Here is a 14,639-nt window from a genome sequence, read left to right as displayed (position 1 = left end):
GACAGGCAGGACATTTATAAGAAAGAGGTTATATGGAAAAAGAAATATTGGAACAGAAGGCAAAGATGCTGGAAGAGGTGATGAACGACAAGTCCTACGTGCCCATGAAGGCAAAGGAACTGGCCATGCTTTTAGGCATTCCCAAATCACAGAGAGATGAACTGACACAGGTATTGGACTATCTGGTATCTGAGGGCAGAATCGGAATTTCCAAGAAGGGAAAATATGGAAAACCGGAAGTTTTTTCTGTCAACGGTATATTTTGCGGACATCCCAAGGGGTTTGGTTTTGTGACCGTGGAAGGCATGGAGCAGGATGTGTTTATCCCTGAGGACAGGACAGGAGCGGCCCTTCACGGGGACAGGGTCCAGATTGTGGTGGAATCCCAGGACCGGGGAGGCGGCCGGAGGGCTGAAGGCTCGGTGCTTAAAGTGCTGGAACATGCCAACAAAGAGGTGGTTGGGTATTACCAGAAAAGCAAGGGCTTCGGGTTTGTGATTCCGGATAACCAGAAGATTTCCAAGGATATTTTCATTCCCCAGGGCTGCGATATGGGTGCTGTCACCGGGCATAAGGTGGTGGCGCGGATTAAGGAGTTTGGAGACGCGAACCATAAGCCGGAGGGTGTAGTGACTGAGATTCTGGGCCATGTCAATGATCCGGGAACAGACATACTGTCCATTGTAAGGGCCTATGGACTGCCGGAGGAGTTTCCGCCGGAGGTCATGGACGAGGTGGAAGGGTGTCCGGATGAAGTGGCTGTGCCTGGTATGACAAGGGATGAGGAAACCTGGGACGGACCTTACGGCATTGGTGATTTGACATCGCCGGCAGACTGGACCGGTGATTTGGCCGGCCGCCTGGATTTACGGGGACTGCGCACGGTCACCATTGACGGCGAGGACGCCAAGGACCTGGACGATGCGGTAACCCTGTGCAGGAACGGACAGGGAGGTTATATCCTGGGAGTTCACATTGCGGATGTGAGCCATTATGTAAAAGAAGGCCGTCCGTTGGACAAGGAGGCATTAAAGCGGGGCACCAGCGTTTATCTGGTGGACAGGGTGATTCCCATGCTGCCCCATAAGCTGTCCAATGGAATCTGTTCCCTTAACGCTGGCACAGACCGCCTGGCCTTAAGCTGCATCATGGAACTGGATGACCAGGGAAACGTGCTGGACCACAAAATCGCGGAGACAGTGATTCATGTGGACCGTCGAATGACATACACGGCGGTGAATGCCATTGTCACGGACGGGGACGAAGCTGTCATGGCTGAGTATGAGGGGTTTGTGCCCATGTTCATGCTGATGAAAGAGGTATCTGACATACTCAGGGAAAAGCGGAAGAAACGGGGAGCCATTGACTTTGACTTTCCGGAGAGCAAGATTATCCTGGATGCCCAGGGAAAGCCCCTGGAGATCAAACCATATGAGCGCAATGCTGCCACAAAAATCATAGAGGATTTCATGCTGGCAGCCAATGAGACTGTGGCGGAGGATTACTTCTGGCAATCCCTGCCCTTCCTCTACAGAACCCATGACAATCCGGATCCGGAGAAGATGAAGCAGCTGGGAACCTTTATCCATAATTTTGGATATTTCATCCGGCTTCAGCAGGGGGAGATTCATCCCAAGGAATTACAAAAGCTTTTGGATAAGATAGAGGGAACGCCTGAGGAGGTGCTTCTTTCCAGGCTGACCCTGCGCTCCATGAAGCAGGCAAAGTACACCACCCTGTGCTCCGGCCATTTTGGCCTGGCTGCCAGGTATTACACACATTTTACTTCGCCCATCCGAAGATATCCGGACCTCCAGATTCACCGTATCATAAAGGAAAGCCTGAAGGGCGGACTGGGAGACAAGAGGGCCGGTCATTACGAAGCCATACTGCCTGGGGTCGCCATGCAGACATCGGCTCTGGAGCGCCGTGCAGAGGAAGCGGAGCGTGAGACGGACAAGCTTAAAAAGTGCGAGTATATGTCCAGATTTATCGGGCAGGAGTTTGACGGCGTGGTATCAGGCGTCACCAACTGGGGGCTGTATGTGGAGCTTCCCAACACGGTGGAAGGACTGGTCCGCATAAGCGAGCTGAGGGATGATTATTATATATTTGATGAACAGCATTACGAACTGGTGGGAGAGATGACCAGGAAAACATTTAAGCTGGGCCAGCCCATACGGGTCCAGGTGGCGTCCACGGACCGTCTGCTTAGGACAGTGGATTTTATCCTGCCCAGAGACTGGGACAGGAGCGCGGGTAAGGGAGCTTCCGTGTAAGGCTGTAAGTCATACATGCAATTATGACTGGAAAGAAAGGGAAACACCATGGGGAAGGAAAGTATTAAACTGGTTGCGAACAATAAGAAGGCATACCATGATTATTTTATTGATGAGAAATACGAGGCGGGCATCGAGCTCTTTGGCACGGAGGTGAAATCCATTCGCATGGGAAAATGCAGCGTTAAGGAAGCCTTTGTGAAGATTGACAGAGGTGAGGTGTATGTGTGCGGTATGCACATCAGCCCCTATGAGAAGGGAAATATATTCAATAAAGATCCTCTGCGTGTCAGAAGGCTTTTGCTGCATAAATACGAAATCATGAAGCTGAACGGCAAGATTGCGGAGAAGGGCTATACCCTGGTGCCTCTCCAGGTTTATTTTAAAGGCAGTCTGGTGAAGGTAGAGGTGGGTCTGGCCCGTGGTAAGAAGCTCTACGACAAGCGGGCAGACATTGCCAAGAAGGACCAGAGAAGGGAACTGGAAAAGGAATTTAAGGTAAAAAATCTGTATTAGGGATAGGAACGAGAGGATATTATGAGGATTGGCAGTAACAAGGGGAGTGAAGTGGAAGCATACACAGATTTCATAAAGGAGGCTGAGGGCCTTAAGTCCACTCTGCGCACTGCCTGGACTGCTGAGGGACGGCAGGAGAGCACTGCGGAGCACTCCTGGCGCCTGGCTCTGTTTGCCGGGGTGATGTGCAGGGAATTTCCGGAACTGGACAGGGAGAAAGTACTGATGATGTGCCTTGTTCACGACCTGGGGGAACGGTACAGCGGAGACATATCGGCAGCATTGCGGCCGGACGCCGGTGATAAACTGAACCAGGAAAGGGAAGATGTACAGCGGATATGCGGTTTTTTGCCAAAAGGAGAGGAAGGGGAGGTGTCCGGGCTGTGGGAGGAATACAGTCAGGGCATTACCCCGGAAGCCAGATTTGTAAAAGCCCTGGATAAGGCGGAAACCATTATCCAGCACAGCCAGGGAAGAAATCCTGCCGGGTTTGACTATGGATTTAATCTGGAATACGGAAAGGAATACTTTGAGCAGGATGAACGGCTGGAAGCCCTGCGCAGCCTGATTGATGCAGAAACAAGGACGCGCATGGAAATAAAATAATGCGCAAGAAACGGTGAAGAATAGAACAACAAAAAAGCAAGCAGTTTCATCTGCTTGCTTTTTTCATGACCTGACCGGGAATCGAACCCGGGTTTACGCCGTGAGAGGGCGTCGTCTTAGCCGCTTGACCATCAGGCCTTGTCTGTATATCTCAGCGACAGCTTGTTTATAATACCATAAAGTTTTTTGTTTGTCCAGTATTTTTTGAAAAAATGTAATTTGAAAATGTATTTACTTAATTTTACAATAGTTTGGAGTCCGAAAAAATAAAAAACAAGCAGTTTTGTCTGCTTGTTTTCATGACCTGACCGGGAATCGAACCCGGGTTTACGCCGTGAGAGGGCGTCGTCTTAGCCGCTTGACCATCAGGCCTTATCTGTGCATCTCAGCGACAGCTTATATATAATATCATATAAAATTCAGTTTGTCCAGTACTTTTAATAAAAAAACAGAAAAAATATTTTCCCGATATTTGCAAAAATATGGAACCAATAAAACAGCAAAGTAAAATGACCAGTCGGGGAACTGGTCATTTTAGGAGAAGGTATTTCGTTTCTTATGGGGTGTAACAAAAACTATATAATGTATTGGGGGGGTTTACGTTAATTATAATAGCATACGCTATCCAAAAAGTGTGCACAAAGTTTGCAGAATGAAAAAAACTATTTTATGCATTCTTACAACGGTCTTGTGAAAATGAAAAAAAATAATTCCTTACAGGTCTATGAACACAGCACTATGACCCGGTTAGGAGCTGTCTGTGGCGGTATGCTCTTTGTGGCAGCCGCATAATATACCAGCAGGAAATGATTTGCCGGGAAACAGAAATATGGCTGGCCGTTTAAGGTTGACAAAACTGTGGACTGATACAGGTTCAGCTTCAGCGATTGATCAGAGGCAGTGAGGGTTTCATCAAACCAGGAAAGGTTTACATCCTCCTCCGGCCTGACTACAGCGATTAAATCAGCCTGGTATTGAGGCGGGTAGATGAGGGGGACCGGCAGGGTGTTGTCATAAAACGCAGCCACACGCATACCTGGCATCAGGCGCATGGTGTCCACCACAAAGGTGTCATCGGATAGAATCATGTTGACGGGCTGTCCCTCAACACTGAGGGTTATAACCTGGGTACAGCAATCCCCTTCCTGTGTGGAAATGTTGGTAATGACCCCAACTACGGGAGTCAGATTTTCATATTTCATAAAAAAATATCCTTTTTTAATTATCATATGCCGGGATAGTAAAAAGAATCCAGAAAGTTGAATAAAAAGGAGGAGGCCGGAAGGATTTCATCCCTCCGGCCGAGTATTATGAAAAAAAGTTTAATTAGCATTAGCTCTTTACATAAATTAGTATATCCATAAAATGTGAGGAGAATTTTATGATTCTGTAACGGATTTATGAACAGAATGTGAGAAGTTTGTGAATAGACAGGCCGGGCTGAGCATCATGCTGATTAGGGCCTGATTACGGCCGTTATAGCTGTTATGCTATTGTTAATTTTCCTCCATTGTCTTGCAATAAGACAGAATTGTGATAGACTGGATTCAGACCATACATAAAAAAAGGAGGTACAACATGAAATTTTATATTTGTAATCACTGCGGCAACATAATTGCCTATGTGAAGAGCAGCGGTGTCCCGGTTGTCTGTTGTGGGGAAAAGATGCAGGAACTGGTTCCAAACACCACAGATGCAGCAGTTGAAAAGCATGTGCCTGTCATTCAGATAGATGGGTCTAAGGTCACTGTCACAGTAGGCTCAGCCGAGCACCCCATGATTCCGGAACACTATATCCAGTGGATTGCTCTGGCTACCAGACAGGGAAATCAGAGAAAAGAGCTGCAGCCGGGACAGAAGCCGCAGGCAGAGTTTATGCTCTGTGAAGGAGATGAGGCAGAGGCTGCATACGCATATTGCAACCTGCATGGTTTGTGGAAGGCAGAACCTTAATCTGACTCTGCCGGGAACCTGCCGGAACTTCTATCCAAAAGGTGTGCAGAGCTGTCTGGCGCAGCATAATACGAACGGACATAACCGGGAATAAACGAACATAACCGGGAATAAACGAACATAACCGGGAGTAAACAGACATAACCGGGCGTAAACAGACATAGCCGGGAGTAAACAGACATAGCCGGGCATAGACAAACAGCATTTTGGCCGATACGGCACGAAATGCTGTTTGTTTTATATACGCGTATTGCCAGCCTGTTCTTTGCTATTCTTTGGGAGTTTCATACAGAATGACGATATCCCCATCAACAAACCCTGCACCGATTCCCTGATACGCCTTTAACCTGCCGGAGTATGTTCCATTTGCCAGATAAGCACGTATTGTATGTACCGTATCCTCCAGCACCTGCTGCCAGCCGGTATTTTGTACCCAGTGGAGAGTGCTGTCACGGGAAGTAAATACTTCGTCACAGGCCCAGTCCGGGTCATACGCGTCGAAGCTGCGGGTTCCGGTGAACTCCATGGACCAGCAGCTGTCTCCATCATCATAGAGATTAAAGTTGACGGCAATGATTTCCTCCGGCAGGGGGCCGGCCATTATACGGTCAAGCCACGGTATGAATGATTGCATAAAAATGCCGCCTTTTATACGGTCTTGCGGTCCATTCAGCAGGAGATGCAGAATTTGCTGTTGGCTGCTCAAACTATCATAATCCCCCATCAGCAAATTGGGATAATGATATACAACACCACGGCATTGGTTTTTCTCCAGTGCGTCTATCAGGGAGTCCATGCCATATTCCTTAGCAAAATCTGCAAATACCTGAATCCTGGTTTTTTGCAAGATGGCAGCACCGCAGGGGAACTGAGGACATTCCCAGCATCCCTCCCATCTGTTTTTTATGCAGCAGTTAAACGGTTTGCAGGTTTCTCTGCCCGGGCAGCCGCCGCTGCGGCAGCCAGGACAAAGAACATTTTCGCTGCACACACAGCAGGCAAGCCCGCAGTATGCAATGCCCTTTTCTCTTTCCATGAATACACCTCACCTGTTTATCTGAAACTTATTTTTACTATGTGCAACTTTTATGAAAGCTCTCCCGTCTAATTGTATGAACCCGTATGGAACTTAAAATAATTTAGACGAAAAGGAGATTTACCATGAAAAAACATTTAGCTGTCATTACCATCTGTACACTGGCTCTTGCAAACGCAGTTCCCGCAATGCCTGTGTATGCTGCATCCAAAAAACCCGCGGCTGCTTATTCCGCAAAGCAGAGACGGGAGGGACAGAAAAAAATCAAGGACGCGGCTTCCAGGATAAAATCCGCATTTAAGAAACAAGACCTGAATGCATTGGCGGATTTATGCAGCTTTCCTCTTATCATATCATATGCATCCGGCGAATTGACTGAACTTAAAAGCAAGTCAGAGCTGCTGGCGCTGGGGACCGGTCCCGTTTTCACAGAGGGAATGAAGTCTGCCATCGCATCCACAGATGTTTCAAAGTTAAAGGAAGTGGGGAATGCAGGAGTACAGATGGGCGGCGATGCAGGTCTGAGCCTGTTTAAATTTGGAGGAAAATGGAAGATCAACAACATATATAGTGATTACAACAGCCAGGCTGGCAGTGATTCAGGGGCCCTCAAAATTGGAAACCTGGAAGAAGCAGCCACTACAGTCCAGAAATGCTTTTCGTACAGAGATATTGAAACTCTTTCCAGGATTTGCAGTTATCCGGTGAATGTAATTTACGAGGATGGGACATCAGCGGAATATAGTGATGCGGCCAGCTTCATTTCCAAATGCGGCGGCAGGCTGTTTACGGACCGTCTCTGTAATTCGGTTACTGCCACGGACGCATCCGGGCTGCAGGCAGTTGGAAATGCCGGAGCGCAGCTGGGAGGGGATTCCGGCCTGTCCATGTATCAGTTTGGAGGAGCCTGGAAGGTTAATAATATTTATCAGTAACGTATTTTTCATTGTCTGTATCAGTAATAAGGGTTAGGAAATCCAGTGTATTCCTGGAAAATAGCGGAATAATGCCTTGGCAGTTATGGCTTCCTCCGGAACAAAGGGGTCTGACCAGTCCCGGGCATCCCTGGAATGATTCCTGTTGTCACCCAGCATGAGATAGCAGCCTTCCGGAACCTGGAAATGATAGTTCTCTGAGTCCATGGGTTCCGGAAGATATGGCTCATCCAGGGGAGTGTCCGACTGATTGATGTATATTTGGTTATCACGGATATCCACGGTTTCCCCTGGAAGTCCTATGATTCGCTTTACCAGCCGGGTCTTGTCCTTGCCCGGCTCCGCTTTGTGGTCAAAGAGTACGATATCCCCCCTCTGAGGCTGTGCTCCGAAGGCGTATGAAAGCCTGGAGCCGATGATCCGGTCACCTGTCATAATGGTATTCTCCATGGAACCGGAAGGAATGTAGCTGTTGGCGATGACAAAGGTATTGAGGACAAAGGCAATGGCAGCAGCGGCCAACAGAATTTTGACCCACTCCAGAACCTCCTTTTTAAATCCGGAGTTTCCGGTATGTTCGCTTTTTGCTGATGTGTTCATGGAAGTCTCCTTTATAATAAATCATATTTGAATCGGATAAATGTTATTTACCAGTTTAGCATTAACGTCTTATAAAGTCTTTAGTATTTGCCAATACGTAAGAATAATTAATAGTTTATTTATTAAAAAAATCTTCCTGTAATGTTATTCTATGAATAAGAATGAAGCAAAGGGAGTGGAATATGAAACGGATTGTACATACTGTAAGCATTATACTGGCTGTTCTGTTAGCCGCGGCCGGCGGCTACTATGGGGGAAGAAGGAGCGTCCAACCACTGGTTGGAACCACATTTTATGCCGTCATCGAGGAGATAAGGGAAAACCGCCTTCTGGTTCAGGGATTGGAGATAAATGATATCAATGGACGCGGGACCTTTGAACTGGCAGTGGGAGATAAAACAGAGCTTATATGGAGAGGCGTTCCCATAACGGTGAAGGATTTGAGGGTAGGGAATACCGTATCAGTCACTTATATCGGAGAAGTTTTGGAGATATCTCCGGCTCAGGTCAGTGATGTGCTCCGGATTCAGCTGCTGGATGATGAAACGCCTTATTAGAGTATGCCCGGTGGACAATGTAAAATACAAAGTAAAATGGCCAGTCGGGGAACTGGCCATTTTAGGAGAAGGTATTTCGTTTTTTATGGGGTGTAGCAAAAACTATATAATGTATTGGGGGGGTTACGTCTATTATAGTATCACCTGTTGTCGAAAAAGTGTGCACAAACTTTGTTGGAGTTGAAAGCTTATTTTGTGTACTTTTTTGGGGGATAATCATGTTTTACATTTGCTCACGGACAATACATTCCGGGGTTGGGCAGAATGCTGTGGGGGGAGTATATTGTTTCGTGGTGGTGTGCAGATTATGAGGATTTCATAGGCTCTGTAAAAGATTGTATTGCAAACAAGATATAGATGAGAACGGTGTTGGTGAACTCATTCCTGAAGTGATCGAAACCACTCCGGAGCTTTGGCCAACATGGGATAGTGTTATCTATAATATCTATACAATTTCGGATGGAGCGTTTGTTCAAGTGTTAAACAGCTGAGAGAGAAACAGATATTATGGACCTGTTGACAAATTAAAGGAAATGCCCTTCTGGTATGGTATAATAATTATAGTAACAGTAATAATGACCGTGAAAAGTAATACTAAAAGGAATGATTACATGAACAAAGAATATGGGTATGGTAGAATATCAACAGGGGAACAGAATGTAGAAAGACAGGTTAGGAGTATACTGGCTGCTTATCCCTTTGCCATCATTGTGAAAGAGATTTTTACAGGAACAAAATCTGGGGGTAGAAAAGGACTGGATAAGATACTCTCAAAATTCAAACAGGAGATACGATTATATTTGATTCATTTTCCAGGATGTCCAGGAATGCAGAGGAAGGTTTTTCTCTATATGAGGAATTATTTACCAAGGGAGTCAACCTTGTGTTTTTGAAAGAGCCACATATTAATACGGACACATATAGAAGGAACAGGTTCCCAACATGGGAATTCGGTTCCTTCTTTTATGTCTGGGGCATTAATTTAGGTCTATTGTTCCATGCTTCTTCTCAAATTCAGCAACATGGTTTTTTATAAGCACTTCCAACTCACGATTGGCAGAACGACCATTATAATCAGCTACAATCCGTAATTTTTTCATTAATTCGGAATCAGTGCGTAAGGTGAATTTTGCTATTTCGTTAGTCATGCGTGTTACCTCCATATAAGTCATATGACCTCATTATAAAGTCAAAATGACGGCTAAATATTGATTGACGGCATAATGACGGCGTAATATAATTATGGGAGAAACGGGATAAAATTATGCTTATAGTGATATTATTTAAAATATAAATGGGGGAACTATGGAGGAGTGCAAAAAACTAATTTATGATTTGATGAATGGGAGGTTAGACTTTAAAGATAATCCGCCTGAAGAGTGTAAGTATGTGGAGGATGAATTCTCAATGAATTCTCAGAGGGAAAAGTGTGTGAACAGGCATATACAGAGATAATGAGTGCTTATCAGCGCCTATGCCAAAGGTTGGGGGCGGACGGAGAGGAAGATAAGGACATAGAGGTTATCATAAATAGCTATGAATTAATTACAGAATATTTGTGCATGAAAATGTTTGACTATGGGGTGTTATGCGCAAAGGGATTAGTTGAGTAGCTTATTATTTGTGGAATGACTTGTAAAATGATAAATTGGTTGAGAGGGACTGTTTTCTAGCTGTTTTCTGGTTGGAAGGCAGTTCTTTTTATTTTGTAGATATGTTATAATTCATATATATAATTTTGAGTTACCGCTATATGGAGAAAGGAAAATAATGGATGACAGTAAAAAAATGGATCGCTATGATTACACTTTCGATGCTTTTTTCGGGCACCTTAATATGGGAAGCATATGCAGGAACTTGGAAACAAGGAATTGACGGGGATGTATCCGCATGGTGGTATGATAATGGAGACGGAACATTTCCCATATCCACATGGATGTGGATTGATGGTAATGACGATGGAATTGCCGAGTGCTATTATTTTGATGATACAGGACGTATGCTGAGTGATACAGTTACGCCGGACGGCTATACAGTTGATAAAAACGGTGCGTGGAAGCTGGGATTTGTACGACACATGTATTCGTTGAATTCATATCAGGAAGAGATTTTCAAAGATGCTGCCGAAGGCCTTTTGAACCTATACGAAGATCAATTTTATGTTCCGTCTTTTACATATGGACAGCTCCGGTATTTAATGTATGAGGACAGGCAGAAATTAATGAATTCCCTTCTGGCTGCGGATACAGAGAAACATTTAAATAATCCTGATATAACTACAATGTTTGTTCCATTGCGTATAGAAGATGGAATAGGGTATTTTGACCGAGACAAGACGCTTGACGACTTTTACGCAGTGTTTAATATAGGTCTGAATCCTGAAAACATACCACAATCAGAGCAGGGCGAATTAAAAGGAATACCTTTTGAAAAAGAAAACAAGTATAAAATTACTGACTGTGAACAGAGTTCTGATGGAACTTTTTTGTATATGAAATTGAAATACGAAAAAACTGATGTTGTTACAAATAAGATATTGCGTACAGGGACTTTTTACATGAAGCTTTATAGGAATAAGTCAGATGATATTGGCTATTACATTGATATAATCAGTAATCAGGAGTCGTTTGGATGATTTGGGAAATTAAAAGGAGGTTATACGGCTGGGGACATATCCCTGGCCTTTTTTGCTCCTCTGCTGGTATGGTTATTAACGTTATCATCAGTAATGCAAGATAATTGGGAACACTATTAGTTTTTCAAAATGGATATCCATAGATATACCTCGAATGAAGTGGAAAACAAGCAGGAGTTATGGTACAATCTTTTCAAGGGAAATTTGGGAGAAGTAGGAATAAAAAATATGAATGATATATTCTTTGATAAAAATTTTAACAGAAAGATATTAAAAAAATGGGTAAGTTCACAAACAAGCATGTTAACTGAAAATAATGGGGTAACTTATATTGAAAAAATAGAAAATCAAGTTAATGATAGTGGCCAAAGTTCTATAGTGCCTTATGGCTCAGATGAGCTTGAGATATATGAAAATATTTTAACCCCCTTAAAAGTGGAACATGTACATGTTGTTGCAAGTAAAAGAAAACAGGGTGAAAGCAAGTTTGTTCTTGAATATATTGACGGATTAACGTGTAGTGATGCTCCACAAGCTATTCATTTATATAAAGCAGCTTTAAAAATCGGGGATTTATATAGAACATCACGAAATAACATTAGTTGTGTTAACGAGACAACATTCCAAAAGTATTATTTATCAAAAGAAAAAACACTTAATCATCTTTATGAAATTTCAAAAGCGTTTGATATAAGTGGCTTAGTAAGCTTTACCAGTGATAGTTATGAAAAATATAGCAAATACCCAATATTTCTGAACCATTATGATATGCATTTTAAAAATATGATTTATTCGAAGGGTGATATTCGTATTATTGATTGGGCAACGGCACAATTTTCACCTTTTTATTCTGATTTATATGTATTGCTTCGTCAAGCTGAACAAGTTGATGCTGATATTTCTGTTATTATAGATAATTATAAAAATTCGGCAGGTTTGGAAGAATTAACAGAAGAAGAAATGCTTGTTGGCAGAATTTTTTGGTGCATACCGGCTATTCATTGGCTTTTAGAATTACAAGGCACTGATAATGTGCCTTTTTATGAGTGGGCAGAGGATGAATATACAAGTTTGTTAACCGCTTTTAGGCGATATAAAGAAATATTAGCATAATACTGTATTCTCGCTTGACGCTTTTTGGTGCCCACGTTTACAAAAAGAATATATTTGAATCCTATTGAGAAGATATAAGACGTTTTTCGGCCAATTAATCAATAATAATAGAATTGTAGGGAAGCAATCAATGAAGAAAATTATACGTGTTACAGGTAAAGGGCAGATATCAGTACCTCCAGATAGAATATGCTTGCTGTTTGAGTTAGAGGAACGTAAGGATACATATCGAGAAGCCATTAAAGACAACTAACTTTGAGATTGATTCAGTCTTTGAAACTGAAAAAATTAAAAAGGGCGAATACAAACGAGTCTTTAAAGGATATAAGTATAGTCATGTATTGAAAAATAAATTACTTGAAAAGGCTGTAAAGGATTCAAGAGTGAAAGCAGAGGTTCTTGCTAAAGCAGCTGAAATGAAACTGGATGAGCTTGTGTCTATAGATTATTCATGGGGAAAGTTAAAGCTTACTACTTCACCATATGGGAGATTAAGGATGCTATGCCATTAAGTTTGGAAGAAGATACTTGCTATATGTCAGATGAACCCTTGCAGTTAGAACCTGAAGATATTAGGGCCAGCGATACAGTGACAGTTGTGTGGAAGCTGCGAAATAGTTAGGAGAAATGCGTATGAGAATTCTATTTTGTAAAATTTCTGCCATGAAGTTTTATAAAGGTGTAATCCCTGGTAAAGATGAGGCTTTTAATGGGGGCAGCTTTGTTAAGGAGCATGGGGAAGGAAATGAGCAGTATAATTTTGCTCCAGTTATTTCAGAAGATGGACAAGCATATTGTTTAGGGTTCGTGGAAACAAAGTCATCCAGCAAAGGGAAACACAATGAACTACATATCGAAAATATTCAAGGTTGTGATTTGCTTAAAGATGACCAAGAAGTTGATGATGTATTGGTAATATGGTGCGCTACTACAATGTTGAATGAAACATCAATCGTAGGATGGTACCAGAATGCAACAGTTTTTCGTAATTATCAGTCAGTGGAACTTGACAATGGAGATATACAAGATTATAACATTTTGGCTAAAAAAGAAGATTGCGTTTTACTACCAGAAGGGAAACGACATAATCACATATGGGATGCGCCTGTTTCAAGAAAACGTACGTATGGGTTTGGTCAATCATTGGTATGGTATGCGCAAGAAGAGAAAGCACAACCATATATAAAAAAATTATCAGAACAGATTTTGAACTATGATGGGGAAAACTGGATTGATAAAAGTGCAGAGGAATAAATGAATAATGAAAATAAGTCACTAGTATTTTGTGGAGCCGTATCAGCATTGGTACGGCTATTTTAATGAAAAAGAAGTTCGGCAATGATTTGAATATAAAGTATTTTTGTAAATCACTAAAATAATCGAATAATTTTCTACCCATTACAAGATATCCTATAATATAGTTGTTTTTCACTATATAGCTTCTTTTACATGGCATATTTAAACGGGCTAAAAAAAGAAATTGACTTAAATAGATATTGTTAGCTTTTTAAAATGCCTTGAATTGTCCAAAAACATATTTTCTAAAAAGATTATCAGCAAAGAAGAACAAGTATTCTCGGAAGATGAAATTCCTAAAGTAGTTGGATTTCTACAGTAATAAGAATAATAATACCAAAACACAGCAGATAAATCGGGCTGCAATTCCAATGAAAACAGCCTGAAAAGGTAATCAAGCATTTCTAAAAAGAAAATGCCGGAATCCCTTATAAAATAAGGAAAAACCGACATTATCCAGAGTGGAGCTGAGGGGAATCGAACCCCTGTCCGAAAATCAATTCCCTGTTCTTCTACTATCATAGTCCTTTATTTGACATTCCCTCTGCCATCAGAGAAAGGACACCCGGATGGTTTCAGTAGCTTCATCATACGCCCATATGCTCAAAGCTTTGCATACGTCGTTTCCCACATAGTCGATGCCAGGGTCTTAAAGTGCGGGTGCTCTAAGTCTGACAGCTGCCATTAGGCAGCGATTGCTAATTCGTCGTTAGCGTTTATATTTATTTTTGCCATTTAACCCATCGCATGGGGATAGCTTCACCAGCTGCATGACCCCCGTCGAAACCAGTACAACCCCTGAATATTCAGTGCTGCGCTTACCTGGTATGCTAACGAAATCCTGCGCTCACTCTATATTAGCAGTTTCCGGTGCCGCTGTCAAGGGCCGCGGTGAAATATCAGCAGGCAAGATATGGAGCCGAAGATATGGAGCAAAGATATGGAGCCCAAGTTATGGAACTGAAGATATGAAGAAGCTCCAGGCATTGCCGGAAATAAATTCGTATAAACTTTGTAATGAAACATACCTCTATAATTAAGAGAAAAGAAATACCAGAATTCCCTCTTTCTGGTAGTATAGGGATAGGGCATATTCGTGTGCCCGGTATCATA

The 14,639-nt window shown here is 42.8% G+C and carries 14 protein-coding genes, 2 tRNA genes, 1 other RNA gene and 1 pseudogene; 11 read left to right on the top strand and 7 right to left on the bottom strand.

Annotated elements, in window-relative coordinates:
• Positions 1–65: 65 nt before the first annotated feature.
• From rnr to CGC65_RS20705, 3 genes are read left to right on the top strand one after another with little or no spacing between them, the layout of a single operon-like run.
• Complete coding sequence (gene rnr / locus CGC65_RS20715) at positions 66–2,279, top strand: ribonuclease R (protein WP_002569630.1); 2,214 nt, start codon at positions 66–68, stop codon at positions 2,277–2,279.
• 48 nt (positions 2,280–2,327) lie between these two features.
• Complete coding sequence (smpB, locus tag CGC65_RS20710) at positions 2,328–2,795, top strand: SsrA-binding protein SmpB (protein ID WP_002569629.1); 468 nt, start codon at positions 2,328–2,330, stop codon at positions 2,793–2,795.
• 21 nt (positions 2,796–2,816) lie between these two features.
• On the top strand, positions 2,817–3,401 hold the full coding sequence (locus CGC65_RS20705) for an HD domain-containing protein (RefSeq protein WP_002569628.1): 585 nt from the start codon (positions 2,817–2,819) through the stop codon (positions 3,399–3,401).
• Positions 3,402–3,467: 66 nt separating this feature from the next.
• Here CGC65_RS20705 and CGC65_RS20700 read toward each other — a convergent pair.
• From CGC65_RS20700 to CGC65_RS20690, 3 genes are all read right to left on the bottom strand, one after another.
• Positions 3,468–3,539, bottom strand: a tRNA-Glu gene (locus CGC65_RS20700).
• Between the two features lie 162 nt (positions 3,540–3,701).
• Positions 3,702–3,773 (bottom strand) — tRNA-Glu (locus CGC65_RS20695).
• A gap of 350 nt (positions 3,774–4,123) precedes the next feature.
• Positions 4,124–4,603, bottom strand: coding sequence for a hypothetical protein (locus CGC65_RS20690; protein ID WP_002569627.1), 480 nt, complete (start codon positions 4,601–4,603; stop codon positions 4,124–4,126).
• A gap of 376 nt (positions 4,604–4,979) precedes the next feature.
• On the opposite strand from CGC65_RS20690, the gene CGC65_RS20685 reads away from it, so the two are divergent.
• Positions 4,980–5,354, top strand: a complete 375-nt coding sequence (locus tag CGC65_RS20685) for a desulfoferrodoxin family protein (RefSeq protein ID WP_002569626.1) — start codon at positions 4,980–4,982, stop codon at positions 5,352–5,354.
• Between the two features lie 268 nt (positions 5,355–5,622).
• Here the strand turns inward: CGC65_RS20685 and CGC65_RS20680 are convergent, their stop codons facing one another.
• The gene (locus tag CGC65_RS20680; RefSeq protein WP_002569625.1) at positions 5,623–6,390 is read right to left on the bottom strand and encodes a DUF3795 domain-containing protein; all 768 of its coding nucleotides are present in this window, start codon (positions 6,388–6,390) and stop codon (positions 5,623–5,625) included.
• A gap of 125 nt (positions 6,391–6,515) precedes the next feature.
• On the opposite strand from CGC65_RS20680, the gene CGC65_RS20675 reads away from it, so the two are divergent.
• Positions 6,516–7,325: a hypothetical protein gene (locus CGC65_RS20675; protein ID WP_002569624.1), complete on the top strand. Its 810-nt coding sequence runs from the start codon at positions 6,516–6,518 to the stop codon at positions 7,323–7,325.
• A gap of 33 nt (positions 7,326–7,358) precedes the next feature.
• Here CGC65_RS20675 and lepB read toward each other — a convergent pair whose 3' ends face one another.
• Positions 7,359–7,925, bottom strand: coding sequence for a signal peptidase I (gene lepB, locus CGC65_RS20670; protein ID WP_002569623.1), 567 nt, complete (start codon positions 7,923–7,925; stop codon positions 7,359–7,361).
• A gap of 182 nt (positions 7,926–8,107) precedes the next feature.
• On the opposite strand from lepB, the gene CGC65_RS20665 reads away from it, so the two are divergent.
• Both CGC65_RS20665 and CGC65_RS32570 read left to right on the top strand, forming a co-directional pair.
• Positions 8,108–8,482 carry a hypothetical protein gene (locus tag CGC65_RS20665; protein WP_002569622.1) on the top strand — a complete coding sequence of 125 codons (375 nt, stop codon included), beginning with the start codon at positions 8,108–8,110 and terminating at the stop codon, positions 8,480–8,482.
• Positions 8,483–9,015: 533 nt separating this feature from the next.
• Positions 9,016–9,518 (top strand): annotated as a pseudogene (locus CGC65_RS32570) (recombinase family protein).
• Here CGC65_RS32570 and CGC65_RS20655 read toward each other — a convergent pair.
• On the bottom strand, positions 9,460–9,630 hold the full coding sequence (locus CGC65_RS20655; protein WP_002569620.1) for an Arc family DNA-binding protein: 171 nt from the start codon (positions 9,628–9,630) through the stop codon (positions 9,460–9,462). The pseudogene CGC65_RS32570 and the gene CGC65_RS20655 overlap by 59 nt on opposite strands.
• Before the next feature lie 626 nt (positions 9,631–10,256).
• Between CGC65_RS20655 and CGC65_RS20650 the strand changes: the two genes are divergently transcribed.
• The 4 genes from CGC65_RS20650 to CGC65_RS20640 all read left to right on the top strand — a co-directional run bounded on the left by CGC65_RS20650 (position 10,257) and on the right by CGC65_RS20640 (position 13,484).
• Positions 10,257–11,117, top strand: a complete 861-nt coding sequence (locus tag CGC65_RS20650) for a hypothetical protein (RefSeq protein WP_002569617.1) — start codon at positions 10,257–10,259, stop codon at positions 11,115–11,117.
• Positions 11,118–11,345: 228 nt separating this feature from the next.
• Entirely contained in the window at positions 11,346–12,230 is an 885-nt protein-coding gene (locus CGC65_RS20645; protein WP_002569616.1) for a phosphotransferase, read from the top strand.
• Positions 12,231–12,571: 341 nt separating this feature from the next.
• Positions 12,572–12,742 carry an SIMPL domain-containing protein gene (locus CGC65_RS32730; RefSeq protein ID WP_007036903.1) on the top strand — a complete coding sequence of 57 codons (171 nt, stop codon included), beginning with the start codon at positions 12,572–12,574 and terminating at the stop codon, positions 12,740–12,742.
• Between the two features lie 121 nt (positions 12,743–12,863).
• Complete coding sequence (locus CGC65_RS20640; RefSeq protein WP_002569615.1) at positions 12,864–13,484, top strand: hypothetical protein; 621 nt, start codon at positions 12,864–12,866, stop codon at positions 13,482–13,484.
• 501 nt (positions 13,485–13,985) lie between these two features.
• Here the strand turns inward: CGC65_RS20640 and ssrA are convergent.
• Positions 13,986–14,325, bottom strand: a transfer-messenger RNA (tmRNA) gene (ssrA, locus tag CGC65_RS20635).
• Positions 14,326–14,639 lie beyond the last annotated feature (314 nt).

Source organism: Enterocloster bolteae (genome assembly GCF_002234575.2).
Taxonomy (GTDB): domain Bacteria; phylum Bacillota; class Clostridia; order Lachnospirales; family Lachnospiraceae; genus Enterocloster; species Enterocloster bolteae.
Note: the sequence above shows the minus strand (reverse complement) of the source record. Positions and strands in the feature narration are given on the sequence as shown.

What these genes read in the sequence shown, in the direction of transcription:
- rnr (WP_002569630.1), top strand. Translation starts at nt 66, where the DNA reads ATGCTGGAAGAGGTGATGAACGACAAGTCCTACGTGCCCATGAAGGCA.
- smpB (WP_002569629.1), top strand. Translation starts at nt 2,328, where the DNA reads ATGGGGAAGGAAAGTATTAAACTGGTTGCGAACAATAAGAAGGCATAC.
- CGC65_RS20705 (WP_002569628.1), top strand. Translation starts at nt 2,817, where the DNA reads ATGAGGATTGGCAGTAACAAGGGGAGTGAAGTGGAAGCATACACAGAT.
- CGC65_RS20690 (WP_002569627.1), bottom strand. Translation starts at nt 4,603, where the DNA reads ATGAAATATGAAAATCTGACTCCCGTAGTTGGGGTCATTACCAACATT.
- CGC65_RS20685 (WP_002569626.1), top strand. Translation starts at nt 4,980, where the DNA reads ATGAAATTTTATATTTGTAATCACTGCGGCAACATAATTGCCTATGTG.
- CGC65_RS20680 (WP_002569625.1), bottom strand. Translation starts at nt 6,390, where the DNA reads ATGGAAAGAGAAAAGGGCATTGCATACTGCGGGCTTGCCTGCTGTGTG.
- CGC65_RS20675 (WP_002569624.1), top strand. Translation starts at nt 6,516, where the DNA reads ATGAAAAAACATTTAGCTGTCATTACCATCTGTACACTGGCTCTTGCA.
- lepB (WP_002569623.1), bottom strand. Translation starts at nt 7,925, where the DNA reads ATGAACACATCAGCAAAAAGCGAACATACCGGAAACTCCGGATTTAAA.
- CGC65_RS20665 (WP_002569622.1), top strand. Translation starts at nt 8,108, where the DNA reads ATGAAACGGATTGTACATACTGTAAGCATTATACTGGCTGTTCTGTTA.
- CGC65_RS20655 (WP_002569620.1), bottom strand. Translation starts at nt 9,630, where the DNA reads ATGACTAACGAAATAGCAAAATTCACCTTACGCACTGATTCCGAATTA.
- CGC65_RS20650 (WP_002569617.1), top strand. Translation starts at nt 10,257, where the DNA reads ATGACAGTAAAAAAATGGATCGCTATGATTACACTTTCGATGCTTTTT.
- CGC65_RS20645 (WP_002569616.1), top strand. Translation starts at nt 11,346, where the DNA reads ATGAATGATATATTCTTTGATAAAAATTTTAACAGAAAGATATTAAAA.
- CGC65_RS20640 (WP_002569615.1), top strand. Translation starts at nt 12,864, where the DNA reads ATGAGAATTCTATTTTGTAAAATTTCTGCCATGAAGTTTTATAAAGGT.